Here is a 24280-nt window from a genome sequence, read left to right as displayed (position 1 = left end):
AGATGCCGACTGTCCGGCTGCATTTATGGGCGATTGGTCAAAGTATCGGCTTTTGCCAATTCCTTTGTACAGTGCCCGGCAATCCAATGTGAAGCTCGACTAAATCTCTTGGCGTGTCTCAAGGCAATAGGAGACGGCGCCTCGATCCGGATCTTCCCCAGGATTTTTCGTGAAGGTAGCCCTCCGATAGGCCATAGATAGCTTCTTGATGCGGAATCGTGATGGCCGTCACGTAGATTCCTACGAATCTACCCGCGTAGAATTTTTGTGCGGGTAGTCTGAAGGAACCTGCTCAGCACCACACACCGGGAGTGCCAGTGGCACGCGTCGTAGTCGACGTCATGCTCAAGCCGGAGATCCTCGACCCCCAGGGCCAGGCGGTGCAGCGTGCACTGCCGCGTCTCGGTTTCGAAGGCATCGCCGACGTTCGTCAGGGAAAGCGATTCGAACTGGAAGTGGACGGACCGGTGGACGAAGCCGCCCTCGCCCGCATCCATGAACTTGCGGAATCCTTCCTCGCCAACACCGTGATCGAGGACTTCACCGTCAAGGTCGAGGAAGTCGCGGAGGCCGGAAAGTGACCGCTCGTATTGGCGTCGTCACTTTCCCAGGAAGTCTCGACGACCGGGACACCCAGCGCGCGATCAAGATCGCCGGTGCCGAACCCGTCGCTCTCTGGCACAAGGACAAGGACCTCAAGCAGGTCGACGCCGTGGTGCTGCCCGGCGGTTTCTCGTACGGCGACTATCTGCGTGCGGGAGCGATCTCGCGCTTCTCACCGGTGATGGAAACCGTGATTGAGCAGGCGAAGTCGGGAATGCCGGTACTTGGCATCTGCAACGGCTTTCAGATCCTCACCGAGGCCCATCTCCTCCCGGGCGGGATGCTCGGTAACGATCACCTGCACTTCATCTGTCGTGACCAGAAACTGCGGGTGGAGAACGCGGAAACGGCCTGGACCGCCGACTACGAGTCCGGCCAGGAGATCCACATCCCGCTGAAGAACATGGATGGGCGGTACGTCGCCGACGAGCGCACCCTCGACATGCTGGAGGCGGAGGGCCGCGTCGCGTTCCGGTACGTCGTGAGCGGCGAAACCGCCGACGGATACGGCAACCCGAACGGCTCGCTCCGGGACATCGCGGGCATCACCAACGAGGCCGGGAACGTTGTCGGCCTCATGCCGCACCCCGAGCACGCGGTGGAGCCCCTCGTCGGGTCCGGCCGCACGGACGGCCTCCCCTTCTTCACCTCGATCCTCAAGAAGCTGGTCAACGCATGAGCCGGACTCCTCTGGACACGGTCGAGCACGCGGCCGAGACCCCCGACGTCGAGCTGCCCTGGGCCGAACTGGGCCTGAAGAAGGACGAGTACGAGCGGGTCGTGGAGATCCTCGGCCGCCGGCCCACCGGTGCAGAGCTCGCCATGTACTCGGTCATGTGGTCCGAGCACTGCTCCTACAAGTCCTCCAAGGTCCACCTGCGCCAGTTCGGCGAGAAGGCCCCCCACTCGGACGCCCTCCTCGTCGGCATCGGTGAGAACGCGGGCGTGGTGGACGTCGGCCAGGGCTACGCGGTCACCTTCAAGGTCGAGTCGCACAACCACCCCTCCTACGTCGAGCCCTACCAGGGCGCGGCCACGGGAGTCGGCGGCATCGTGCGCGACATCATCGCGATGGGCGCGCGCCCGGTCGCGGTCGTGGACCCCCTCCGTTTCGGTGCGGCGGACCACCCGGACACCAAGCGCGTACTCCCGGGTGTCGTCGCGGGCATCGGCGGCTACGGCAACTGCCTGGGCCTGCCGAACATCGGCGGCGAGGTCGTCTTCGACGCCTGCTACCAGGGCAACCCGCTCGTGAACGCCGGTGCCATCGGCGTCATGCGGCACGAGGACATCCACCTCGCGAGGGCGTCCGGTTCGGGCAACAAGGTCATCCTGTACGGGGCCCGCACGGGCGGCGACGGCATCGGCGGCGCCTCGATCCTGGCGAGTGAGACCTTCGACGACGCGAAGCCGTCGAAGCGCCCCGCGGTCCAGGTCGGCGACCCCTTCCAGGAGAAGCTGCTCATCGAGTGCACGCTCGAAGCCTTCGCCGAGAAGCTGGTCGTCGGCATCCAGGACCTGGGGGCGGCGGGCCTGTCGTGCGCCACATCCGAGCTGGCGTCGAACGGCTCGGGCGGCATGCGCGTGACGCTGGACGACGTACCGCTGCGCGACTCGACGCTCTCGCCCGAGGAAATCCTCATGAGCGAGTCGCAGGAGCGGATGTGCGCGGTCGTCGAGCCGGAGAAGGTCGACCGCTTCCTGGAGATCTGCGACAAGTGGGACGTCATCGCCACGGTGATCGGTGAGGTGACGGACGGCGACCGCCTGGAGATCTTCTGGCACGGCGGCAAGATCGTAGACGTGGACCCCCGGACCGTGGCGCACGACGGCCCGGTCTATCAGCGCCCGTACGCCCGTCCGTCCTGGCAGGACGCCCTCCAGGCGGACGACGCCAACAAGCTGGCCAGGCCGGCGACTTCGGAGGAGCTGAAGGACCAGGTCCGCAGGCTGGTCTCCTCCCCGAACCAGGCCTCCAAGTCCTGGATCACCAGCCAGTACGACCACTTCGTGCAGGGCAACACGGTCCTGGCCCAGCCCGAGGACTCGGGCATGATCCGCATCGACGAGGAGTCCGGCCTCGGCGTCGCGATCGCCACGGACGGCAACGGCCGCTACACCAAGCTGGACCCGTACCACGGCGCCCAGTTGGCCCTGGCGGAGGCGTACCGGAACGTGGCGACGACCGGCGCCAAGCCGCTCGCCGTCTCCGACTGCCTGAACTTCGGTTCGCCCGAGGACCCGGCCGTCATGTGGCAGTTCGCGGAGGCCATCCGCGGACTGGCCGACGCCTGCCAGCAGTTGGGCACCCCGGTGACCGGCGGCAACGTCTCGCTCTACAACCAGACGGGCGAGGTGGCCATCCACCCCACCCCGGTCGTCGCGGTCCTGGGCGTCATCGACGACGTGGCCCGTCGCACCCCGGTCGCCTTCCGGGAGGAGGGGCAGCTGATCTACCTCCTCGGTGACACCCGCGAGGAGTTCGGCGGTTCGGCCTGGTCGCAGGTCATCCACGACCACCTCGGCGGCCTGCCGCCGGCCGTGGACCTGGAGCGCGAGCGCCTCCTGGCCGAGATCCTGATCTCCGCCTCCCGCGACGGAATGATCGACTCCGCGCACGATCTGTCCGACGGCGGTCTGATCCAGGCCGTGGTCGAGTCGGCCCTGCTCGGCGACAAGGGCGCGCGCCTCGTCGTACCGGACGGGCTCGACGCCTTCACCTTCCTCTTCTCCGAGTCCGCGGGCCGCGCGATCGTGGCGATCCCGCGCTCCGAGGAACTCCGCTTCAACGACATGTGCGGGGCACGCGGCCTCCCCGCCACCCGCATCGGCGTCGTGGACGGCGACACGGTGGAGGTCCAGGGCGAGTTCACCTTCCCCCTGACGGACCTGCGCACGGCACACGAACTCACGATCCCGGCACTCCTGGCCTGACGGGCAGGCCGCCCCGACCCGACCGATGTCCCCCGCCCGTCCCGGGCGGGGGACTTCGTCGTCTCGGCCCCCGCCCGTCCAGGGGGTGACTGGAAGATTTGGGACAGCTCTGGCAGCCCGTGACCAGCCCTTTTCCCGGTCGACGGTGTCCCGAATCTGCCAATCGTCTCCGCACGTCGGGGGCGGCCAGCGGGGAGATGGTCACGGTCGGGCAAGGGCGGGCTGGACTCTGGCTCTCTGGCCGGGGGGCGCAGCTCCGGCAGGCGTACTCGGCCCACCCGGGGCCGGTGGCGCCGTGCACGAAGCGTACGGGGACGAGCGTGGCTGTCGGCCTGGTCCGTCCGCTCACGTGACCTCCAGCCCGTGGAAGAGTTCGTGAGCGACGAGGTAGGGGCGTACGAGGGGGCCGGGGGTGTCTCGTGCCACGTGGAGGGGCGGGCCGCTCGCCGGGGCCCGAGGAGGAGTCGGTGAAGCAGTTCTCTCACGACTCGCCTCCAGGGGCCATGAGTTCGGTCTCACTGACGCTGAAAACCCGGTAACCCCCGACGTACGCTTCCCACCATGCCCCCGGCCAAGAAGCGCGCCCGTACCTACGACCCGGCGAAGACCCGCGCGGCGGTACTCGCCCAGTTCGAGAACGTGCGGGCGGCGGTGCGCGAGTTGACCCCCGAGCAGCTCGCCGGGGCGACGCGGCTCGGGGACTGGACCGTGCGGGAGTTGGCCGGGCATCTCGCGATGGCGGTGGAGGCGGTGAGCCGGGGGCTGGACAAGGACGAGCCCGCCGGGCCCCGGCTCGCGCTGCTCGACTGGCCGTTCGCCACGGCCCCGCGCGCGGGCGAGGTCGACGACGACGTGCACGCGCTCGCCGCCGCCGAACCGGACCTCGACGCGCTGTACGAGCGCACCCTGGCCCGGTTCGGCGAACGCCTCCCAGGCGCCCGGGACGGACGGCTGCTCGTCACGCGCGTGGGAGTGATGACCCTCGCCGACTATCTCGTCACCCGCACGGTGGAGCTCGTTGTCCACACCGACGACCTGAACGCTGCCGTCCCGGGGCTCGACGTCCCGTACGACCGCCAGGCCCTCGCCGCCTGCACCCGCCTCCTCGCCGACGCGCTCGCCGCGAAGGCCCCCGGCGCCTCCACCGAGGTGCGCGTACCGCCGTACGCGGTCGTGCAGTGCGTGGCGGGTCCGCGGCACACCCGCGGCACCCCGCCGAACGTCGTCGAGACCGACCCGCTGACGTGGATCAGGCTCGCGACCGGGCGGGTGGAGTGGAAGGCGGCACTCGACGACGCGAAGGTCAGCGCGAGCGGGGAGCGCGCCGACCTCGGCGTGCTGCTTCCTCTTATGCGCTGACCCGGCGCCAACACGCGTTGACCCCGGCGCCCGCCCCAGCGGTCGGGCGTTGCGCGGCCGTTATCCGGCGAGGGAACCAAGCACCCCACCCGCCCCGTCAAAGCGGCATGCACACGCAGCGTCTCAACCTCAGCGCCCTCGGCGCCGTCAGTACCCGGGTCGGCCTCAGCGCCCTGACCGTCACCGGGCTCCTCGCCACGGCCGCCTGCGGGACGGAGAGCGGCAGCGGCACATCCGATTCCCGTTCCGGTTCCGGTTCCGGTGCCGGGTCCGTCAGTACCCGGACGGCCACCGAGATCATCGGCAAACAGTGGAACGTGCAGAGCGTGACCGTCGACGGCAAGACACGGCTCGCCCCGGCCGGTGCCCACATCGAGTTCGGCAAGGACGGCAAGATGGGCGGCAACTACGGCTGCAACCACTTCGCGGCCACCGCCGAGATCAAGGGCGACACGATCACGATCGGCAACAACACCGTCAAGACCGAGATGGCCTGTACGACCAAGGGCACGATGGACTTCGAGTCGCAGCTCGGCGGCGTGATCTCCAGCAGTACGGCCAAGGCCGAGCTCAACGACGACAAGCTGACGCTCACCATGGAGAACGGAACCACCGTGGACCTCACCGCCGAGAAGCCGGCCGAGCCCGCCGAGCTCTACGGCACCAAGTGGAACGTCACCGGGATGACGAAGGACGCCGCGAAGGGCGATTCGGCGGTGGCCCTGGTCTCCGAGGCCGAGGGGCAGGTCCACCTCACCTTCGACGAGAAGGGCACGGTGAGCGGCAAGCTCGGCTGCAACAAGGTGACCGCGAAGGCGACGGTAGGCGACGGCACTATCACTCTGGGCACGCCGGGCACCACTCGGATGATGTGCTCCCCCTCACTCATGGACACCGAGAAGACCCTCCTGAAGCTCTTCGGCGGGACCGTGAAATACCAGCTGAAGGGCAGCACGCTCACTCTGACCAGCGAAAACGGCACCGGCGTCGAAGCGGTCGCCGCCAAGTGATCCATTAGGGGCAACGCATTCCCGGCATTCCCCAATTCGGACCAGTGGTCGATCTCGCCTACACTCGGTGGCGTGCCACGTGGTGACGGTCGACTCAGTCATGATCTGCTCCCCGGCGAGAAAGGACCCCAGGACGCTTGCGGCGTCTTCGGAGTCTGGGCTCCCGGTGAAGAGGTCGCCAAGCTCACTTACTTCGGGCTCTACGCCCTCCAGCATCGAGGCCAGGAATCCGCGGGAATCGCGGTCAGCAACGGCTCCCAGATCCTCGTCTTCAAGGACATGGGCCTCGTGTCCCAGGTCTTCGACGAGGCCTCCCTCGGTTCGCTCCTCGGTCATATCGCGGTCGGTCACGCCCGCTACTCGACCACCGGCGCCTCCACCTGGGAGAACGCCCAGCCCACCTTCCGTGCCACCGCGCACGGATCCATCGCACTCGGCCACAACGGCAACCTGGTCAACACGGCGCAGCTCGCCGAGATGGTCGCCGACCTGCCCAAGCAGCCGGACGGCCGCTCCCCGCGCGTGGCGGCGACCAACGACACCGACCTGCTCACGGCCCTGCTGGCCGCGCAGGTCGACGACGACGGCAAGCCGCTGACCATAGAAGAGGCCTCCGGGAAGGTCCTCCCGCAGGTCAAGGGCGCCTTCTCTCTCGTCTTCATGGACGAGCACACGCTGTACGCGGCCCGCGACCCGCAGGGCATCCGCCCGCTGGTCCTCGGCCGGCTTGAGCGCGGCTGGGTCGTCGCCTCCGAGTCCGCCGCCCTCGACATCTGCGGCGCCGCCTACGTCCGCGAGATCGAGCCGGGCGAGTTCGTCGCCATCGACGAGAACGGCCTCCGTACGTCCCGATTCGCGGAAGCGAAGCCCAAGGGCTGTGTCTTCGAGTACGTGTATCTGGCCCGCCCGGACACGGACATCGCCGGCCGGAACGTATACCTCTCCCGGGTCGAGATGGGCCGCCGCCTCGCCAAGGAAGCCCCCGCCGACGCCGATCTGGTCATAGCGACCCCGGAGTCCGGCACACCGGCCGCGATCGGTTACGCGGAGGCGTCCGGCATCCCGTTCGGCGCCGGTCTGGTGAAGAACGCGTACGTCGGCCGGACCTTCATCCAGCCGTCCCAGACCATCCGTCAACTGGGCATCCGCCTCAAGCTGAACCCGCTCAAGGAAGTCATCAAGGGCAAGCGCCTGGTCGTCGTCGACGACTCGATCGTGCGCGGCAACACGCAGCGCGCGCTGGTCCGCATGCTCCGGGAAGCGGGCGCGGCGGAGGTCCACATCCGGATCTCCTCGCCCCCCGTGAAGTGGCCCTGCTTCTTCGGCATAGATTTCGCCACCCGCGCCGAGCTGATCGCCAACGGCATGACCATCGACGAGATCGGCACCTCGCTCGGCGCCGACTCCCTCTCGTACATCTCCATCGACGGCATGATCGAGGCCACGACCATCGACAAGCCGAACCTCTGCCGCGCCTGCTTCGACGGCGAGTACCCGATGGACCTTCCGGACCCCGAACTGCTCGGCAAGCAGCTCCTGGAGACCGAGCTGGCGGCAGGCCCGGCGGCAACCGCCGCGACCGACGCGATCCGTCGCCCGTAAGCCCTCGCAGCAACACCGCTGTACGACACGAAAGTTCTCACCGTCATGTCTGAGACAACTGGTGCCAGCTACGCAACGGCGTCCTACAAAACAGCAGGTGTCGACATCGAGGCGGGCGACCGCGCCGTAGAGCTCATGAAGGAGTGGGTGAAGAAGACGCAGCGCCCCGAGGTCCTCGGCGGCCTCGGCGGCTTCGCCGGCCTCTTCGACGCCTCCGCCCTCAAGCGGTACGAGCGACCGCTGCTCGCCTCCGCCACGGACGGCGTGGGCACGAAGGTCGACCTCGCCCGCCGGCTCGGCGTGTACGACACCATCGGCCACGACCTGGTCGCGATGGTCATGGACGACATCGTGGTGTGCGGCGCCGAACCGCTCTTCATGACCGACTACATCTGCGTCGGCAAGGTCCACCCCGAGCGCGTGGCCGCCATCGTGAAGGGCATCGCCGAGGGCTGCGTCCTCGCCGGCTGCGCCCTGGTGGGCGGCGAGACGGCCGAACACCCGGGACTCCTGGGCCCGGACGACTTCGACGTCGCGGGCGCCGGTACGGGCGTCGTGGAGGCGGACCGCCTCCTGGGCGCGGATCGTATCCGTACGGGTGACACGGTGATCGCCATGGCGGCCTCCGGGCTTCACTCGAACGGGTACTCACTCGTCCGGCACGTCCTCTTCGACCGCGCCAAGCTGAAGCTCGACCAGCATGTCGCGGAGTTCGGCCGCACGCTCGGCGAGGAGCTCCTGGAGCCCACCAAGATCTACTCGCTGGACTGTCTGGCGCTGACCCGCACGACCGACGTACACGCCTTCTCGCACATCACGGGCGGCGGTCTCGCGGCCAACCTGGCCCGCGTGATCCCGGACGGCCTCCACGCGATCGTCGACCGCGCCACCTGGACCCCGGCCCCGGTCTTCGACCTCGTCGGCACCACCGGCCAGGTAGACCGCCTGGAGCTGGAAAAGACCCTCAACATGGGCGTCGGCATGATCGCGATCGTCCCCGAGGAGTCGACGGATGTGGCCCTCGCCACACTCGCCGACCGAGGCGTGGAGGCCTGGGTAGCAGGCGAGATCGCCGACCGCGGCAACCACGAGACGGGCGCGGCCCTGATCAACGACTACGCGATCTGATCAACACGCCTGGGCTGGAGAGGCGCCCCTTTAGGGGCGCGGGGAACTGCGCGACCAGCCCACGATCACCCGCAGATCACAACGCGCCGTAGTTACCCCGCTAACCCAGCGGAGCGCCCACGCACAAAACCCGGTCCGGCGGTAACCCCTCCGGACCGGGTGAAGCGCAGCTAGAACGACAAGCTCAACTGGAGCGTCAAGCGCCGCGGCGTTGCGACGTGGGACCGGACTCGTCGTCCTCGTCCTCGTCGTCGTTGTAGAGATCCGCGTACTGGGCGTACGGGTCGTCTTCCTCGTCGTCGTCCTCGAACGGCTCGCCATTCGGCGGCTGTTGCGAAGTCGAAGCGCCCAGCTCATTGGCCAGACGCGAGAGGTCAGTCCCGCCGCTGCTGTACTTCAGCTGGCGGGCGACCTTCGTCTGCTTGGCCTTTGCCCGGCCGCGCCCCATGGCTCGACCCCCTCGGATACGGGGCTCGACGGCCCCAGAGTCTTGACACGCGTTCATGATCTGGAACGGGCTCTCCGTGGAGAGACCGGTCCGTAGGGCTTCCACGGTACCTGAGCCCGCGCCCATACGGTACGTCGCCCGCAGGACGCGCCTGTGCCCAGAACCCGCGAGGTGCCCTGTCCTCGCTGGTCAACCGCGATTTTAACCTCTTCTTGGCGAACGACCCGCCGACGAACGTGAGAGTTCTCTCCAACACCCGCCGACGGGTACCCGCCAGACGCCCGGGACAGGTCTCCCGGACCCTACGGACGGCGTGCTTCCGCCATGCGGTGCTCGGCGATCCGGTCGGCCGCAGCGGCCGGCGGAATCCCGTCCTCCTTCGCACGTGCGAATATGGCCAGCGTGGTGTCGAAGATCTTCGCGGCTTTCGCTTTGCACCGCTCGAAGTCGAATCCGTGGAGTTCGTCGGCGACCTGGATGACCCCGCCGGCGTTCACCACGTAGTCCGGCGCGTAGAGGATCCCGCGGTCGGCGAGGTCCTTCTCGACGCCCGTGTGCGCCAGCTGGTTGTTGGCCGCGCCGCAGACGATCTTCGCGGTGAGCACCGGTACGGAGTCGTCGCTCAGGGCGCCGCCCAGCGCGCAGGGGGCGTAGATGTCCAGTCCCTCGACCCGGATGAGCGCGTCTGTGTCCGCGACGGCCGTCACGCCGCCGGACGGGTGCCTGTCCAGAATTCGCCGTACGGACTCCGCCCGTACGTCCGTGATCACGACCTCGGCGCCGTCCTCCAGCAGATGCTCCACGAGGTGGTGTCCGACCTTGCCCACGCCCGCGACGCCGACCCTGCGGCCGCGCAGCGACGGGTCGCCCCACAGGTGCTGGGCGGAGGCCCGCATGCCCTGGAAGACGCCGAAGGCCGTCAGGACGGACGAGTCGCCCGCGCCGCCGTTCTCGGGGGAGCGCCCGGTCGTCCAGCGGCACTCGCGCGCCACGACGTCCATGTCGGCCACGTACGTACCGACGTCACAGGCGGTGACGTACCGGCCGCCGAGCGAGGCCACGAACCGGCCGTACGCGAGGAGCAGCGCCTCTGTCTTGATCCGCTCGGGATCACCGATGATCACCGCTTTGCCGCCGCCGTGGTCGAGCCCGGCCATGGCGTTCTTGTACGACATCCCGCGGGCGAGGTTCAGCGCGTCGGCGACGGCCTCCGCCTCGCTCGCGTACGGGTAGAAGCGCGTGCCGCCGAGGGCGGGGCCCAGGGCGGTCGAGTGGATGGCGATGACGGCCTTGAGGCCACTGGCTCGGTCCTGGCAGAGCACGACTTGCTCATGGCCGCCCTGATCCGAGTGGAACAGGGTGTGCAGTACATCAGCAGGCGCGCCGGTTACGTCGGTCACGGTGGTGACTCCCAGTGAAGAAGCGGCGGTTGGGGCGGCCTCCGTACGGGTGGCGGAGGTCTGTGTGGCATGAGATTAGAGCCTGGATGCGACCGCCATCCGCGCAGTGGTCAGGATCACCCTCTCGCGGAGTACGGTCACGATGGGGCGTGGGACGATTTGCTGTGGTTTCCCGCACTCCTGTGAGCGGGTTTCGCGGGTTTTCCGTCGGGTCGGCGGGGGAGGGAGCAAGCGTGCCCAAGGTGTCCTCGTTGATCGTCCCGTACGCGTCCTATCTGCGCGTGTACGAACCGCTGGCGGCTTTTCCGGAGCCGGAGCGCGGCCACTGGGCCCGCTATGCGCGCCGGCCCGACCGGCCCTCCTACCAGGATGAACTGCGCCGGTCGCTGGCCGACTTGCTGCCCATCCCGCCGGTCCCGGTGCCGGTGCAGGAGAGCGGCGACGCGTTCGTCGCGGACGTGGACGGCGTGCTGTGCGTGTGCCCCTGGCGGACCCGGCTGCGTGGCTGGCAGGCCCTGGGCGACCTGGCCGAGGAGCTGCCGGCGCCGGTCCTGGAGGCGGTGCTCCCGGCGGTCGTACGCCATCAGGCGACCCAGGACTACGAGCGCTGGCTGACCCGCAATCCCGACGCCCGGCCGTGGATCCGCACGTCGACCTGGCAGGTCCCGCTGAACTGGTTCGTCCTGGTGTCGGACGAGGAGCGCGAGTACGACAAGGGAACCGGCTCAGGGGGCGCCCCGGGGGCGGCGGAGGACCCGCCCGTCCTGCGCTACCGGACGCCGATGGTGCAGGCCCGGCGGCGGGTGGCGCGGGGCCTGCGGACGCTGCGGGACGCCCTCGACGAGGGGCCGCTCATCGACGGTCTGGTGGACGTGGGGCGGTGGCTGGAGGAGTTCCATCCGCGCTCGCTGGTGGAGCTCGACTACGGCGGCCTGGTGCACGTCCTGCCCGCCGGGGAGCTCGACGGCGACCATTCGGCGGCGGACGTCGCGGCGGGCATCGAGGCGCTGCGTACCGGAGACGGGCCCGCGGCCGGGGAGGCGTACGGTCGGCTCGTGGAGCGGTGGCGCTCGGTCCGGGACCGCCGCTCGGCGAACTGAGGGCCGGGGAGCCGGAGCGCCGGAGCGCCGGAGGGTCGAGAAGCCGACAGGCCGGCCGGCGAACCGTTCGAGGGGTCGGCCGACAGGTTGTTCGAGGGGTCGGCATACTGAGTTCGCATACCGGCGCCGATGGTTCGGACGGCGGGGCGGCAGGGCACCTGTGGGGCCGATGGTTTCTATGCGTCACGGCATCTGACAGGACGTAAGTCCCTATCCGGGTCTTACGGGGTAAGCGTGACGGACGGCACTTACGCGGACCTTGCGCCTAACGCCCCTCCTCGTGCCAAAATAGGACAAGGAGTCCGGGGAGGGCTCCTTCTGCCCGCCTATGGGTGGAATCTCGGCATTGTGCGCTATGGGGGGTCTGATGGCTCCTGATCGCCCTGTGACTGATCGTCACAGCGGCGTGACTGTCCGCTATGGCATGGTCCATTGGCTTCCGTCGCCGATGGACACCTGGGAGGGCAATTCCATCGGTTTGGCCGACGCGGTTGGACAGATGGTGTAGTTGTAGTGCCGAGGACAAGCCGTTCGTCCTATAACCGACTCGACCCGCATCCGCCATTTCGGGCAACGCGGGTCAAGGTGCAGAATTTAGAGGAATGAACCGAGAAGGTTCGGTTCTCCCGAGGAGGCCGCTCATGACCGCTCGCACCCCTGATGCCGAGCCGCTGCTGACCCCGGCTGAGGTCGCCACGATGTTCCGCGTGGACCCTAAGACGGTCACGCGGTGGGCGAAGGCCGGCAAGCTCACTTCGATTCGCACGCTCGGCGGCCATCGCCGTTACCGCGAAGCGGAGGTCCGCGCCCTGCTCGCGGGCATCCCGCAGCAGCGCAGCGAAGCCTGAACAACAACTGCATAGCAGGGCATTTCGGTAGTTCCCCCAACTTGCCGGACTGCCCGAACCCAAGCTCCAAGCGACGCGGATCCCGCCCCAACGGGGTCCACGCCCGAGCAACAACCAAACAGCAACAAGGGTGCGTCGTAGATCGCGCTGGACTCCGCCGGGTCCAGCGCGATCTTTTTGTGCGCCGGGGGTGCCGGGCGGTGCCCGATGGCACCTGGTCATGGGCTGCTGATGCGCCGATGACGCGCTGGTCATGGCGCGCGCACAGAGTGCGGGGCCGGTCTGTGAGCGGCCTGGCCGCAGTCTGGGGGGACCTGTCGGATCAGCTGTGCGTGGCCCCGAAGCGGGGTGCAATTGCACATATTAAATTGACCAGTTGTAGGTGGGGGCTAAGTTCCGCGAGTTTGAAAACTTATGCGGTGACACCCGTCACACGTCATGGTCCTTGTTGTGGGCGGCGTACCTGCGCTAAAGGAGGCGGCGCGCATCTCGCGTCGTCCGAGGGGCAGTTGGGGTGCGGGGCGCGTCGTGCGGTCCGCTCACGCCGGGGAGGGACTCTCGTCCTCGTGAGGGTTTTCGAGGCTCTCCTGGTCGAAGGGAGCGCTCTCGGAGGCCAGCCGGAGGAGTCGGTGGCAGATGGGGCAGTGCCTCGTCCGATGGCGGTACTCGGAGGCGGCCGACAGGTGGGCGCGGAGCAGGGCTCGCGTCTCATGCCGAACGGACGCCGCCATGGTCACCTCCGGTGGGGTGTCGTGGACCCTGATTTCTAGGTACTGGCGGAATGTGACGGCGTCAAGCCCAGGATGCGCTCCGCGGGGCCTGTGGGGCTGGTGTGGCGCTCTGTTGCCGGATGCGGGGCGTTTCTTGGGGGTGCGCCCAAGGGGAAGGGCTTGCGGTGCCGTGCGCGGCTGCACGCCGGTGGGGGCTTGTCGCTCCCCCACTCTCGGCTTCGCTCGAGCGGGGGGACCCCCATCGCGGCGGAGCCGCATAGTGTCACCGCCCCGCGCCCCTGGCGACGGAGCTGCGCCCCGGTCGTCGCAGCAACGACAGTGGGCCCGCATCCGGATTCGGATGCGGGCCCACTCATCTGATGCGGTCCTGACGGGATTTGAACCCGCGGCCTCCACCTTGACAGGGTGGCGAGCACTCCAAGCTGCTCCACAGGACCATGTTTCGCAGTGCGATCTTGCGTTGCGCTGCGAGACGAAACTGTACAGGAGGGTGAGCCCCGGGAGCGAACTCACCCACTGTGCGGGCGCCGTTACGGGACAGCGGCGTCGATGGCCTTCACGATGCGCTTGTCGGAGACGGGGTACGCCGTGCCCAGAGCGTGCGCGAAGTAGCTGACGCGCAGCTCCTCGATCATCCAGCGGATGTCCAGGACCGAGGACGGGACGGGACGCCCCTGCGGCATCTGCTCCAGGAGCCAGGCGTACTCGTCCTGCATCTCGTGGACCTTCTCCATGCGGCTGGTGTCCCGCTGGACGTTCGTCGGCATCTGCTGGAGCCGGCGGTCCGCGGCCACCAGGTAGCGCATCAGGTCCGGCAGCCGCCGCAGACCCGTCTCCGTCACGAAGCCGGGCTTCACGAGGGCGTCCAGCTGCTTGCGTACGTCCGTGAGGTTCGCGAGCAGCACCGGACTCCGTACGCCCTTCAGGCGGCGCTCACAGGCCTGCCAGGCCGCCAGGACCTGCTGGACCTGGTCGACCGTACGGACCGTGGTGTCGACGATCTCCGCGCGCACCTTCTCGTACAGCTTGCGGTACGACTCCTCGTCCCAGGCCGGGCCGCCGAAGTCGGCGATCAGCTTGTCGGCGGCGGCCGTCGCGCAGTCGTCGAAGAGGGCCTGGACCGAGCCGTGCGGGTTCGCGGACAGGGCCAGCTTGTGCGCGTTCGTGAGCTTGTCCGAGGCGAACTTCGCCGGGTTCACCGGGATGCCCAGCAGGATGAGCCGCCGCGTGCCCTTCCACATGGCCTGCTGCTGCTCGGCCTCGGTGTCGAAGAGGCGTACGGACACGGTGGCCGTCGTCGGTCCGGTCGCCGTCGCTCCGTCGTCGACCAGGGCCGGATACGCCTTCACCGGCTGGCCGGCCCGACGCGTCTCGAAGACGCGGGTGAGGGAGCCGATGGACCAGTCCGTGAGGCCCTTGCGTTCCAGGGACTCGCCGCCCTGCCGCTCGGCCGTGGCCGCCGCGGCCTGCGAGATGGCCTGGCGCGCCTTCGGCCGCAGGCGCAGCTTCAGGGCCTCCAGGTCCTTGTCCTCGGCCAGCTTGCGCCGCCGCTCGTCGACGATCCGGAACGTGATCTTCAGGTGGTCGGGGATCCGGGACCAGTCGAAGTCGTCGGCCGTCAGCTCCACCCCGACCATGCGCTTCAGCTCGCGCGCCATCGTCGTGGACAGCGGCTCTTGGAGGGGCACCGCCCGGTCCAGGAACCGTTGCGCGAAGTCGGGGGCGGGGACGTAGTTCCGCCGGATCGGCTTCGGGAGGGAACGGATCAGCTCCGTCACGACCTGGTCCCGCAGCCCCGGGATCTGCCAGTCGAAGCCCTCGTCCGTGACCTGGTTCAGCACCTGGAGCGGGACGTGGACGGTCACGCCGTCCGCGTCCGCACCTGGCTCGAATTGATAGGTCACCCGGAACTTCAGCGGGCCCTGGCGCCACGTGTCCGGATAGTCGTCCTTGCTGACATCCCCGGCCCGTTCGTTGATGAGCATCGACCGCTCGAAGTCGAGCAGTTCTGGCTCTTCGTGGCGCTTGTGCTTCCACCAGGAGTCGAAGTGCGCGCCCGACACGACGTGCTCGGGCACCCGCTGGTCGTAGAAGTCGAACAGCGTCTCGTCGTCCACGAGAATGTCGCGGCGCCGGGCGCGGTGCTCCAACTCCTCGACCTCGGTGAGGAGTTTGCGGTTGTCCGCGAAGAACTTGTGGTGCGTACGCCAGTCGCCCTCGACCAGGGCGTTGCGAATGAAAAGCTCGCGGCTGGCCTCCGGATCGATCCGCCCGTAGTTGACCTTCCGCTGGGCGACGATCGGCACGCCGTACAACGTGACCTTCTCGTACGCCATCACCGCGGCCTGGTCCTTCTCCCAGTGCGGTTCGCTGTACGTGCGCTTCAGCAGGTGTTCCGCGAGCGGTTCGACCCACTCGGGCTCGATCTTCGCGTTGACCCGGGCCCAGAGGCGGGAGGTCTCGACGAGCTCGGCGGACATCACGAAGCGCGGGGGCTTCTTGAAGAGGGCCGAGCCGGGGAAGATCGCGAACTTGGCGTTGCGCGCGCCCAGATACTCGTTCTTCCCGGTGTTCCTCCCGCCCTCGCCCCCTGCCTCCTTCACGTCCTTCATGCCGATGTGGGAGAGCAGGCCGGCGAGCAGGGAGAGATGGACCTGCTGCTCGGGGGCGGCAGTACCCGCCGGAGGCTCCTCCGGATGGATGCCCATCTGCTTGGCGACGGTCCGCAGCTGCGTGTAGATGTCCTGCCACTCGCGGATCCGCAGGAAGTTCAGGTACTCCTGCTTGCACATGCGGCGGAAGGACGACGAGCCGCGCTCCTTCTGCTGCTCGCGCACGTACCGCCAGAGGTTGAGATACGCGAGGAAGTCGGACGTCTCGTCCTTGAAGCGGGCGTGCTGCTGGTCCGCCTGCGCCTGTTTTTCCGCCGGGCGCTCGCGCGGGTCCTGGATGGACAGCGCGGCCGCGATCACCATGACCTCGCGTACGCAGCCGTTCTTGTCGGCCTCCAGGACCATCCGGGCCAGGCGCGGGTCCACGGGCAGCTGGGCGAGCTTGCGGCCGCTGTCCGTGAGCCGCTTGCGTACGTCCTTCTGGGCCGGGTCCAACGCGCCCAGTTCCTGGAGGAGTTGGACGCCGTCGCGGATGTTGCGGTGGTCCGGCGGGTCGATGAACGGGAACTTCTCGATGTCGCCGAGACCGGCCGCGGTCATCTGGAGGATGACGGACGCCAGGTTCGTACGGAGGATCTCGGCGTCGGTGAACTCCGGGCGGGCGAGGAAGTCGTCCTCGGAGTAGAGGCGGACGCAGATGCCGTCGCTGGTCCGGCCGCAGCGGCCCTTGCGCTGGTTGGCGCTGGCCTGCGAGACCGGCTCGATCGGGAGCCGCTGGACCTTCGTACGGTGGCTGTATCTGGAGATACGGGCCGTGCCCGGGTCGATCACGTACTTGATGCCCGGGACGGTGAGGGAGGTCTCGGCGACGTTGGTCGCGAGAACGATCCTGCGGCCGGTGTGCGGCTGGAAGGCGCGGTGCTGCTCGGCGTGCGAGAGGCGCGCGTAGAGGGGGAGGACCTCCGTGAAGCGGTAGTTCTTCTTCGTCAGCGCGTCCGCCGTGTCGCGGATCTCGCGCTCGCCCGAGAGGAAGACCAGGATGTCGCCCTTGCCCTCGCCCTGGAGCTCCTCGACGGCGTCGCAGATCGCGGTGATCTGGTCGCGGTCGGAGTCGTCGCCCTCCTCTTCGAGGAGCGGGCGGTAGCGGACCTCGACGGGGTACGTACGGCCGCTGACCTCGACGATCGGGGCGTCCCCGAAGTGGCGGGAGAAGCGTTCGGGATCGATGGTCGCGGAAGTGATGACGACCTTGAGGTCCGGCCGCTTGGGCAGCAGCTGGGCGAGGTAGCCCAGCAGGAAGTCGATGTTCAGGGACCGCTCGTGGGCCTCGTCGATGATGATCGTGTCGTACGCGAGCAGTTCGCGGTCCGTCTGGATCTCGGCCAGCAGGATGCCGTCCGTCATCAGCTTCACGAAGGTGCCGTCCGGGTTCACCTGGTCGGTGAAGCGCACCTTCCAGCCGACGGCCTCGCCGAGCGGGACGTCGAGCTCGTCCGCGACGCGCTCGGCGACGGTCCGGGCGGCGATACGGCGGGGCTGGGTGTGGCCGATCATGCCGCGGACGCCACGGCCGAGTTCCATACAGATCTTGGGGATCTGGGTCGTCTTACCGGAACCGGTCTCGCCGGCGACGATGACGACCTGGTGATCACGGATGGCCGCCGCGATGTCGTCCTTCTTCTGGCTGACCGGGAGCTGCTCGGGGTAGGTGATCGCGGGCACACGGGTGCGCCGCTCGGCCATGCGGATCGCGGCCTTGGTGACCTCCGCCTCGATCTCGGCGGTGACGGCGGCCCGGGCCTCGGGCTTGCGGATCCGGCGCGCGCCTTCGAGCCTGCGCCCGAGCCGGTGCGCGTCGCGCAGTGACAGCTCGGCCAGACGGGGGGCGAGATCGCCGAGGGCGGGGGCAGGATGCGTAGACATACGCTCCCCAGGATCTCACCTCGGAGAAACGAGGGGCGAACGCTTTTGCGCGGTGTGCAACGCGGTGTGCACCGCGGTGCACACCGCGACGGGCAACGTGGCATGCGAAGCGGCGAACGAAACGGCATACGGCGCCGGGCGACGCGGCGTACGGCCGGGGCGTGCGTGGCATACAACAAGGCCCCGATCCGGGGATCGGGGCCTGTGCTGTGGCTGGGGCCGGGGTCGAACCGGCGACCTACCGCTTTTCAGGCGGTCGCTCGTACCAACTGAGCTACCCAGCCGCGAGATTCGCGAGGAATCTCAGCGGTCCTGACGGGATTTGAACCCGCGGCCTCCACCTTGACAGGGTGGCGAGCACTCCAAACTGCTCCACAGGACCAAGCTGTTGTGTGCGAACAGTCTTGCACACGGGATTGCGTGCTCCCAACGGGATTCTTATCGTCGCAGAACGTCCCGCGAAGTCTTCATCCCGTCGTGAGCTGACGCTCACTGCGACAGTCGGACTGCCTCGCCGCCGCCGGACTGGTGGTTCCCAGTGGCCGGTTTGAGGCTTTCTTGCGGGCCGATGTCGCTGGAAAAGCGTATCAGACCACGGGGCGTGCTCAGCGCACCCGACGAGCGGCCCGCAGCCCCCTGGGCAGGGGGTTCGCACGTCACGGTTCGACGGGAATGCGCAGGGTGAAGACGGAGCCGACGCCCAGGGTGCTCCTGGCCGTCGCCGTTCCGCCGTGCGCCTCGGCCAGCTTGCGGACGATGGACAGGCCGAGTCCGCTGCCGCCGGTCTGCCGGCTGCGTGATCCCTCGGCCCGCCAGAAGCGGTCGAACAGCCGGGGCACGTCCTCCGGCGCGATGCCGTCCCCGGTGTCGGCCACCTCGACGACCACCTGCCCGTCCTCGGTACGGGCCGACAGGGTGACGTGCCCGCCGGGCCGCGAGTACCGGACCGCGTTGGACACGAGATTGCCGATGGCCTGTCGCAGCCGCACCGGGTCGGCCACCGCCTCCGGGTAGTCCACGCACCGGGTCTCCAGGCGAAGGCCCGCCTCCTTCGCGTTCCCCTGGTGCGCGGTGGCGACCTGGTCGAGCAGGTCGGCGATGTCCACGCGTTCCCTCATGAGACGCAGCTCGCCGGCGTCGGCCGCGGACAGGTCCCGCAGATCGTCGATGATGTGCTGGAGCACGACCGCCTCGCCCACCAGGGCCGACAGCAGTGCCTGGTCGGGCACCGCGATACCGTGCTCGGCCGCTTCCAGCCAGCCGCGGATGTTGCTCAGGGGCGTACGCAGCTCGTGAGCGACGTCACTCACCATCGACCTGCGCAACTTCTCCGACCGCTCGCGCTGTTCGGACATCGCGTTGAACGCCGTGGCCACGCTGCCGATCTCGTCGTTGGCCCCGATCCTGACGCGGGTCGACAGATCTCCGGCCGTCATCCGGCGCGTGGCCGTCACCAGCGCCCGCAGCGGTCTGACCATCCTGAGGCCGGCCACGGCGGTGAACAGGGTGGTGACCAGCAGCACCAGGGCCGTGACGCCGGCGATCCGGGCGCGGTTGGTGGGCGACAGGTCGAGGAACGTCGACGTGGTCTGTGCGGGACGGCCGAGGAACAGCAGCGCGGGAACGGTCACGTAGGGCAGGAGCTGCTCCTTGCGGCCGGTGTCCACGCAGGAGGAGACCGTCTGGTAGTTCGCGGGCCCGACCTTCTTGGTCTTCTGGGACCAGGACATGTCGAGGTTCATCGAGACGGCGGGCGCGCCCTGACGGGTCAGGCAGGCAGCCACCAGCTTGTCGAGTTGCTTGAGCGCGTCTGCCTCGGTCGGCAGCGGCAGGTCCACCATCTTGACGCCGCACATGTCCGGCAGGGGTATCTCGGGCGCCGGGATCTCGATGACCGACCGGCCGGTGGGGCGTTCCGTGATGCCCACGTTCCACCCTTCCTCGCGCAGGCAGTTGGCGGCTTTGGCCACCCGTATGTTCTGAATCCTTCGCTCGTCCCGTTTCAGGAGGAACGGGCCGACGGCGCGAGGATCGATGGAGCCGGTTGCCGGCGCTGGCGGCGAGCCGTTGGCGGTCCTGCACCCGAGGCCCGGTTCAGCCGATTCTGCTGATGTGCAGGGAACGTCCGCCGCTGCCTTCGCGGTCCTGCCGGTGCCCGGGACCTTGTCGACGGCGAGCGGGTCGACGGTCGTGGACGCCTCGGCGGGCAGCGGTTGTTCCTTGGCCTCGGCGGCGGGAGCCGAGTCGACAAGGGGTCTGCGGCTGGTGTCGGTGAGGGTGATGCGCTGCCCGTTCTGCTCGGCCAGGCGCTTGACCAGAGGACCGGCGCCGCGCCAGTCGTGATGGGTCGCGGCGTATCCGAGCAGGGTGTCGTAGATCTTGTGCTCGCCGTCGAGCACCTGCCCCTGTTCCTGCCGGATGGCGACGGCCGTGCTGTGGACCGTCAGCCAGGCGGTGGCGATGATCGAGCATGCCGTGACCAGCATGGACAGTGCCATCAGCTTCAGCAGAAGACTGCTGCGCAGGGGCACGTCACTCTTCACGTGACCCGTCCCTGTCCTGCCTGCGCGCGGCGGCCTCGCCGTTCACGAGTTTGTATCCGACGCCGTACACCGTGATCAGCCTGACCGGGCGGCGTGGGACAGGCTCGATCTTCCGGCGCAGGTTCATCACGTGCCCGTCCACCGCGCGGGCGGTGAGGCTCCCGTCGATGCCGTACTGACGGCTGATGATCTGCTGGCGGGAGAACACCCTTCCCGGCTCGGCGGCCAGCAGGGCGAGCAGCTGGAACTCTCCGGGCGTGCAGTCGACGAGGAGGCCGTCGACGGTGACCTCGTGCCGTTCCGGATCGACCGCGAGCGCACCGACCCTCAGGACCGGATCGGGCGGGGTGGCCGTCCTGCCCGCCCTGCGCAGCAGCGTGCGGACGCGTGCCATCAGCTCGGGAGGGCTGAACGGCTTGGTCATGTAGTCGTCCGCGCCCAGGTCGAGGCCGAGCAGCAGATCGTCCTCGGCGGCACGGGCCGTCAGCATCAGCATCGGCAGATCGGACTCGGCGCGCAGTACGCGGCACACGTCGAGGCCGTCGATCCTGGGCATCATCACGTCGAGGACGAGAAGGTCGGGCGGATCCTGGCGGGCCGCCTCGATCGCGGCTCTGCCGTCCGTGACGATCACGACGCGGTGGTTCTCGCTTTCGAGACAACGGCGGACCAGGGCGGCCTGCAGTACGTCGTCCTCCGCCACCAGTATGTGTGCGCACATGACGACGAGACTAAGCAGTCCCGAGCCTCGCCGTACCGTGCGCGGAGTCCTCTGAGGCCGAAGGAGCAGCTTCCCCACAACTTCCCGATAGTTTTCCGACATTCCTTTCCTAGTGTCCGCGCCATGACTTCTTCCACACGCCGGACGTCAGGTCCGGCTGTACGTGGGGTGCGTGGGGTACGTGGAGCGGCATTGGCCGCCTTGGCGGCCGCCGCCCTCCTCACGCTCACCGCGTGCGGCGGTGGCGATGCGGCGAAGCCGCAGGTCGCCTCGATCCCGACGCACAACGCTTCGGCCCCCGCCACAGGCGGCACGAGCGGTACGGACGCAGGTGGCGAGAGCGCCACGAACGCCGGCGGCAGGAACGCCGACGCGGATCGGGCGAATCGCCCCCAGATGCGTCTCGACGACACCCCGGCCAGGCGGAAGGCGCTCATCAACGCCTGGAACGAGTGCCTGGCGCGGCACGGGGCCCGGTGGTCGAAGGCGACCCTGGAGAACTGGTCGAAGACAGGCCCCAAGGGGCCTCTGCGAAGCGTGGAAGATCCGGTGCCCCAGTCGGCGAAGAACGCGTGCACGGGCAGGCTGCCGCTCGGGCCGCCCGAACTGGACCCCTCCAGGAATCCGAAGTACCGGGACGACATGCTCGCCCAGCTGCGGTGCATGAAAAAGCGCGGCATGCACGTGCGCCTCGTGGCCGACACCAGCGTGCACGCCAATGGCCTCAGTTGGAACTACGACGGCTCGGAGAAGACGGTGGGCGACGGCGACGAGCAGATCGCCAAGGCGTGTGAGCTGGAAGCGTTCAAGGGGAAATGACAGCGCGGGCACGGGCGGTGCCGCGGCGATCAAGTCACCGGGTGATCCGGGCGCTGGTCCGGTGGTAGCACCCGACACGGCCTCCCCCGACATGGCCTCGCCCGGCGCCGCCGTCGGCCACTGACCTCACCGGCACCTCCGTAACCAGGCCATCGCGCAGGCAGTCACGTACGCCACTGCATAGGCCACCCATACGCCGTCACGTACGTCGTCGCGTGGAAAGCCATGCCCGGCGGTCGGCCGATCAGCGACCATCGACGATTCGAGGACCCGATATGTCAGCACATCGCACCATCTCCTGGGGAGTCTCTGCCGCCCGGGCCGCGCCAGTGGTCTGTCTGCTGGTACTCACCGCGTGCGGCGGCAGTGGTGGAGACGAGACGGCATCCGGCACGAAGGAGGTGGCCTCGCTGCCGAGTTCCGGGGCTCCTTCCGCGTCGGCGTCGGCGTCGAAGGGTGGCGGCGGTTCGGATGAGGCCGAGACGTCCTCGGGCCGCCCTCAGATGCGGCTGGACATGACCGACCAGGAGCGTCAGGTGCTGATTTACGCGTGGAACGCGTGCCTGGTCAAGCACGGTGCCCACTACACCAAGCCCGTCGAACGGGAGGGACCCAAGAAGCCCGGCTGGCGGCCGGGCGTGGCCGATCCGATACCGCAGTCGGCGGCGAAGGCGTGCAGGAACAAACTGCCGCTCGGGGCACCGGAACTGGATCCGGAGCGGAACCCGCACTACCGGGACGACTGGGTTGCCAACGTGAAGTGTCTTCGGGATCACGGGATGCGGGTGCATCTCACCGAGGACAACAGCGCCGGCAGAAACGGGCTCACCTGGACCTACGACGACGATTCGGGCTCAGGTGTCCCCGACGACCAGCAGCCCAAGATCGTACGCGACTGCGAGCTGGCGGCCTTCGGTGGCAAGAAGTAGCGGCGCCGCGCTGGTCGCGCTGGCCTGCGCGGTCAGCCTCGGTGCCTGCGGGTCCGGCAGCGGCCGTGACGGAGACGACGGCGACGACGGCGCGAAGGCGTGGCGGGCGTGTCTGGCCGACCGTGGCATCACGGTGCGGGCCGCCTCCGGCGGGGGTTGGACCTATACCGGCGGGTCCGACATGAGCGCCACCGAAATGATGCTGATCGAGAAGAACTGCAAGGAGAAAACTCACGGTGACAACGATGGGTAGCGCCGAGGATGCCCCCCGGGGCAGGAACCGTAAGTGGATCGCGGCCGTCGTGGCGGCCCTGACCGCCACGGGTGCGCTGTCCGGGGTGTTGGTGTTCGGCGGGCATACGTCGAAGCCGGCCGTGGACAAGGCCGCGAAGGTCAGGGTGAGTACCACGACGGTGACCAAGACCGATCTGTCGGACAGCCAGACACTGCAGGGCACGCTGGGTTTCGGCGTACAGACGCCGGTGAAGGGAACGGCGGAGGCAGTGGTCACCAAACTGCCCGCCGTGGGCACCACCGTGGCCCGTGGGCATGTGCTGTACCGGGCGGACGACCAGCCGGTGGTGGTGTTCTACGGGGACACCCCGATGTTCCGTACGTTGCGGGTGCCGGCCTCGACCGGTCCGACCGGCCCGACTGGTTCTGCCGACCCTGCCGGCCCTGCCGACTCGAAGGCTGGTGCCGACCGGACCGCTCCTGCCGACTCGGCCGCCTCGGGCAGTCCTGCCGCCTCGGGCAGTCCTGCCGTTCCTGACAAGGCGGCCGTGCCGACTGATGACGGTGGGCAGCGGCGGTCTGTGAACGGGCCCCGGGGACGGGATGTGACCGTCGTCGCGGACAATCTGCGGGCGCTGGGCTACGACGTCGGTGCCGTGCCGTCCTCCTCGGCGGGCTCTGTGTACACGCCGACGCTGGCCGCGGCCGTGAAGCGCTGGCAGAGGTACGTCGGAATGAAGGCGACCGGGACCCTCGGCGCCGAGCAGATCGTGGTGCTGCCCGGGCGGGTCCGGGTCAACGCGGTCCAGGCGCGGCTGGGCGACCCGGTCGCGGAGCCGCTGATGTCGGTGACCTCGACCGGCAAGGCGATCACGGTCTCGGTGAACGCCACGGACGTGGGGGGAATCACCTCGGGTGCCCGGGTGACGGTCGAGCTGCCCGACGCCAAGGAGATCCCGGCCACCGTCACAGCGATCAGCCAGACCGTGCAGGAGACCGCGGAGCAGCCGACCGGTAACGAGGAACCGCCGAAGCTGAACGTCACCGTCACGCCGGTGCGTCCCGGCGACGTGGCGAAGCTGGACTCCGCCCCGGTGCAGGTCCGTTTCGCGACGGCGACCCGTCGCGGGGTGCTGGCGGTCCCGGTCACGGCGCTGGTGGCGCTGCGCGGGGGAGGCTACGCGGTGCAGCGTCCGAACGGCACTCTGCTGGAGGTGAAGACCGGTCTGTTCGCCGACGGCATGGTCGAGGTCAGCGGCACCGGTGTCACGCCCGGCCTGCGGGTGGAGACCGCCTCGTGAACGGCCCGTCCTCGCCCCCGCTCCCGTCCTTGGTC

Annotated in this window: 19 protein-coding genes and 3 tRNA genes; 13 read left to right on the top strand and 9 right to left on the bottom strand. The window is 68.8% G+C overall.

The genetic code is table 11. The annotated features are described in order from the left end of the window. Positions 1–317 precede the first annotated feature (317 nt). The 7 genes from purS (at position 318) to purM (ending at position 8636) form a co-directional block, all read left to right on the top strand. A complete protein-coding gene (gene purS / locus OHA11_RS21860; protein ID WP_055613836.1) occupies positions 318–581 on the top strand; it encodes a phosphoribosylformylglycinamidine synthase subunit PurS in 264 nt (87 codons plus the stop codon). Beyond that, positions 578–1282: a phosphoribosylformylglycinamidine synthase subunit PurQ gene (purQ, locus tag OHA11_RS21855; RefSeq protein ID WP_266498830.1), complete on the top strand. Its 705-nt coding sequence runs from the start codon at positions 578–580 to the stop codon at positions 1280–1282. The genes purS and purQ overlap by 4 nt, the downstream gene beginning before the upstream one ends. Beyond that, on the top strand, positions 1279–3537 hold the full coding sequence (gene purL, locus OHA11_RS21850; RefSeq protein WP_266498829.1) for a phosphoribosylformylglycinamidine synthase subunit PurL: 2259 nt from the start codon (positions 1279–1281) through the stop codon (positions 3535–3537). Before purQ ends, purL begins: the two co-directional genes overlap by 4 nt. A 561-nt stretch (positions 3538–4098) precedes the next feature. Next, positions 4099–4896: a maleylpyruvate isomerase family mycothiol-dependent enzyme gene (locus tag OHA11_RS21845; protein ID WP_266498828.1), complete on the top strand. Its 798-nt coding sequence runs from the start codon at positions 4099–4101 to the stop codon at positions 4894–4896. A 107-nt stretch (positions 4897–5003) separates the two neighbouring features. After that, complete coding sequence (locus tag OHA11_RS21840) at positions 5004–5906, top strand: META domain-containing protein (protein ID WP_266498827.1); 903 nt, start codon at positions 5004–5006, stop codon at positions 5904–5906. Between the two features lie 72 nt (positions 5907–5978). After that, the gene (gene purF / locus OHA11_RS21835; RefSeq protein WP_266498826.1) at positions 5979–7508 is read left to right on the top strand and encodes an amidophosphoribosyltransferase; all 1530 of its coding nucleotides are present in this window, start codon (positions 5979–5981) and stop codon (positions 7506–7508) included. 45 nt (positions 7509–7553) lie between these two features. Then, the gene (purM, locus tag OHA11_RS21830) at positions 7554–8636 is read left to right on the top strand and encodes a phosphoribosylformylglycinamidine cyclo-ligase (RefSeq protein ID WP_266498825.1); all 1083 of its coding nucleotides are present in this window, start codon (positions 7554–7556) and stop codon (positions 8634–8636) included. Between the two features lie 196 nt (positions 8637–8832). Here the strand turns inward: purM and OHA11_RS21825 are convergent, their stop codons facing one another. Then, positions 8833–9084 (bottom strand): DUF3073 domain-containing protein, encoded by a 252-nt coding sequence (locus OHA11_RS21825; RefSeq protein WP_055613827.1) that lies wholly within the window; start codon positions 9082–9084, stop codon positions 8833–8835. Between the two features lie 302 nt (positions 9085–9386). Next, positions 9387–10484 (bottom strand): Glu/Leu/Phe/Val dehydrogenase dimerization domain-containing protein, encoded by a 1098-nt coding sequence (locus OHA11_RS21820; RefSeq protein WP_266498823.1) that lies wholly within the window; start codon positions 10482–10484, stop codon positions 9387–9389. Positions 10485–10717: 233 nt separating this feature from the next. Between OHA11_RS21820 and OHA11_RS21815 the strand changes: the two genes are divergently transcribed. Then, positions 10718–11584 carry a hypothetical protein gene (locus OHA11_RS21815; RefSeq protein WP_266498821.1) on the top strand — a complete coding sequence of 289 codons (867 nt, stop codon included), beginning with the start codon at positions 10718–10720 and terminating at the stop codon, positions 11582–11584. A gap of 641 nt (positions 11585–12225) precedes the next feature. Continuing rightward, positions 12226–12432, top strand: coding sequence for a developmental transcriptional regulator BldC (bldC, locus tag OHA11_RS21810; protein WP_003949541.1), 207 nt, complete (start codon positions 12226–12228; stop codon positions 12430–12432). A gap of 539 nt (positions 12433–12971) precedes the next feature. Here the strand turns inward: bldC and OHA11_RS21805 are convergent. The 7 genes from OHA11_RS21805 to OHA11_RS21775 all read right to left on the bottom strand — a co-directional run bounded on the left by OHA11_RS21805 (position 12972) and on the right by OHA11_RS21775 (position 20962). Further along, complete coding sequence (locus OHA11_RS21805; RefSeq protein WP_266498820.1) at positions 12972–13163, bottom strand: DUF6274 family protein; 192 nt, start codon at positions 13161–13163, stop codon at positions 12972–12974. 362 nt (positions 13164–13525) lie between these two features. After that, a tRNA-Asp gene (locus OHA11_RS21800) sits at positions 13526–13600 on the bottom strand. 93 nt (positions 13601–13693) lie between these two features. Beyond that, on the bottom strand, positions 13694–17698 hold the full coding sequence (hrpA, locus tag OHA11_RS21795; protein ID WP_266498819.1) for an ATP-dependent RNA helicase HrpA: 4005 nt from the start codon (positions 17696–17698) through the stop codon (positions 13694–13696). A gap of 210 nt (positions 17699–17908) precedes the next feature. Further along, a tRNA-Phe gene (locus OHA11_RS21790) sits at positions 17909–17982 on the bottom strand. Positions 17983–18005: 23 nt separating this feature from the next. Then, a tRNA-Asp gene (locus OHA11_RS21785) sits at positions 18006–18080 on the bottom strand. A 274-nt stretch (positions 18081–18354) separates the two neighbouring features. Beyond that, positions 18355–20241, bottom strand: a complete 1887-nt coding sequence (locus OHA11_RS21780) for a HAMP domain-containing sensor histidine kinase (protein WP_323186607.1) — start codon at positions 20239–20241, stop codon at positions 18355–18357. Then, positions 20231–20962, bottom strand: coding sequence for a response regulator transcription factor (locus tag OHA11_RS21775; protein WP_266498818.1), 732 nt, complete (start codon positions 20960–20962; stop codon positions 20231–20233). Before OHA11_RS21775 ends, OHA11_RS21780 begins: the two co-directional genes overlap by 11 nt. A gap of 192 nt (positions 20963–21154) precedes the next feature. On the opposite strand from OHA11_RS21775, the gene OHA11_RS21770 reads away from it, so the two are divergent. The 4 genes from OHA11_RS21770 (at position 21155) to OHA11_RS21755 (ending at position 24245) form a co-directional block, all read left to right on the top strand. Next, a complete protein-coding gene (locus OHA11_RS21770; RefSeq protein ID WP_266498817.1) occupies positions 21155–21781 on the top strand; it encodes a hypothetical protein in 627 nt (208 codons plus the stop codon). A 275-nt stretch (positions 21782–22056) separates the two neighbouring features. Further along, positions 22057–22710, top strand: a complete 654-nt coding sequence (locus OHA11_RS21765) for a hypothetical protein (RefSeq protein ID WP_266498815.1) — start codon at positions 22057–22059, stop codon at positions 22708–22710. Beyond that, the gene (locus OHA11_RS21760) at positions 22697–22963 is read left to right on the top strand and encodes a hypothetical protein (RefSeq protein WP_266498812.1); all 267 of its coding nucleotides are present in this window, start codon (positions 22697–22699) and stop codon (positions 22961–22963) included. Before OHA11_RS21765 ends, OHA11_RS21760 begins: the two co-directional genes overlap by 14 nt. Beyond that, entirely contained in the window at positions 22956–24245 is a 1290-nt protein-coding gene (locus OHA11_RS21755) for a peptidoglycan-binding protein (RefSeq protein WP_266507354.1), read from the top strand. The genes OHA11_RS21760 and OHA11_RS21755 overlap by 8 nt, the downstream gene beginning before the upstream one ends. The last annotated feature ends 35 nt before the right edge of the window (positions 24246–24280 follow it).

The organism is Streptomyces sp. NBC_00878 (genome assembly GCF_026341515.1).
GTDB lineage: Bacteria > Actinomycetota > Actinomycetes > Streptomycetales > Streptomycetaceae > Streptomyces.
The sequence above is the reverse complement of the archived record's forward strand: the minus strand, read 5'-3'. Positions and strand labels throughout refer to the sequence as shown.

What these genes read in the sequence shown, in the direction of transcription:
- purM (WP_266498825.1), top strand. Translation starts at nt 7,554, where the DNA reads ATGTCTGAGACAACTGGTGCCAGCTACGCAACGGCGTCCTACAAAACA.
- OHA11_RS21775 (WP_266498818.1), bottom strand. Translation starts at nt 20,962, where the DNA reads ATGTGCGCACACATACTGGTGGCGGAGGACGACGTACTGCAGGCCGCC.
- OHA11_RS21765 (WP_266498815.1), top strand. Translation starts at nt 22,057, where the DNA reads ATGTCAGCACATCGCACCATCTCCTGGGGAGTCTCTGCCGCCCGGGCC.
- OHA11_RS21845 (WP_266498828.1), top strand. Translation starts at nt 4,099, where the DNA reads ATGCCCCCGGCCAAGAAGCGCGCCCGTACCTACGACCCGGCGAAGACC.
- bldC (WP_003949541.1), top strand. Translation starts at nt 12,226, where the DNA reads ATGACCGCTCGCACCCCTGATGCCGAGCCGCTGCTGACCCCGGCTGAG.
- purL (WP_266498829.1), top strand. Translation starts at nt 1,279, where the DNA reads ATGAGCCGGACTCCTCTGGACACGGTCGAGCACGCGGCCGAGACCCCC.
- OHA11_RS21755 (WP_266507354.1), top strand. Translation starts at nt 22,956, where the DNA reads ATGGGTAGCGCCGAGGATGCCCCCCGGGGCAGGAACCGTAAGTGGATC.
- OHA11_RS21805 (WP_266498820.1), bottom strand. Translation starts at nt 13,163, where the DNA reads ATGGCGGCGTCCGTTCGGCATGAGACGCGAGCCCTGCTCCGCGCCCAC.
- OHA11_RS21840 (WP_266498827.1), top strand. Translation starts at nt 5,004, where the DNA reads ATGCACACGCAGCGTCTCAACCTCAGCGCCCTCGGCGCCGTCAGTACC.
- hrpA (WP_266498819.1), bottom strand. Translation starts at nt 17,698, where the DNA reads ATGTCTACGCATCCTGCCCCCGCCCTCGGCGATCTCGCCCCCCGTCTG.
- OHA11_RS21825 (WP_055613827.1), bottom strand. Translation starts at nt 9,084, where the DNA reads ATGGGGCGCGGCCGGGCAAAGGCCAAGCAGACGAAGGTCGCCCGCCAG.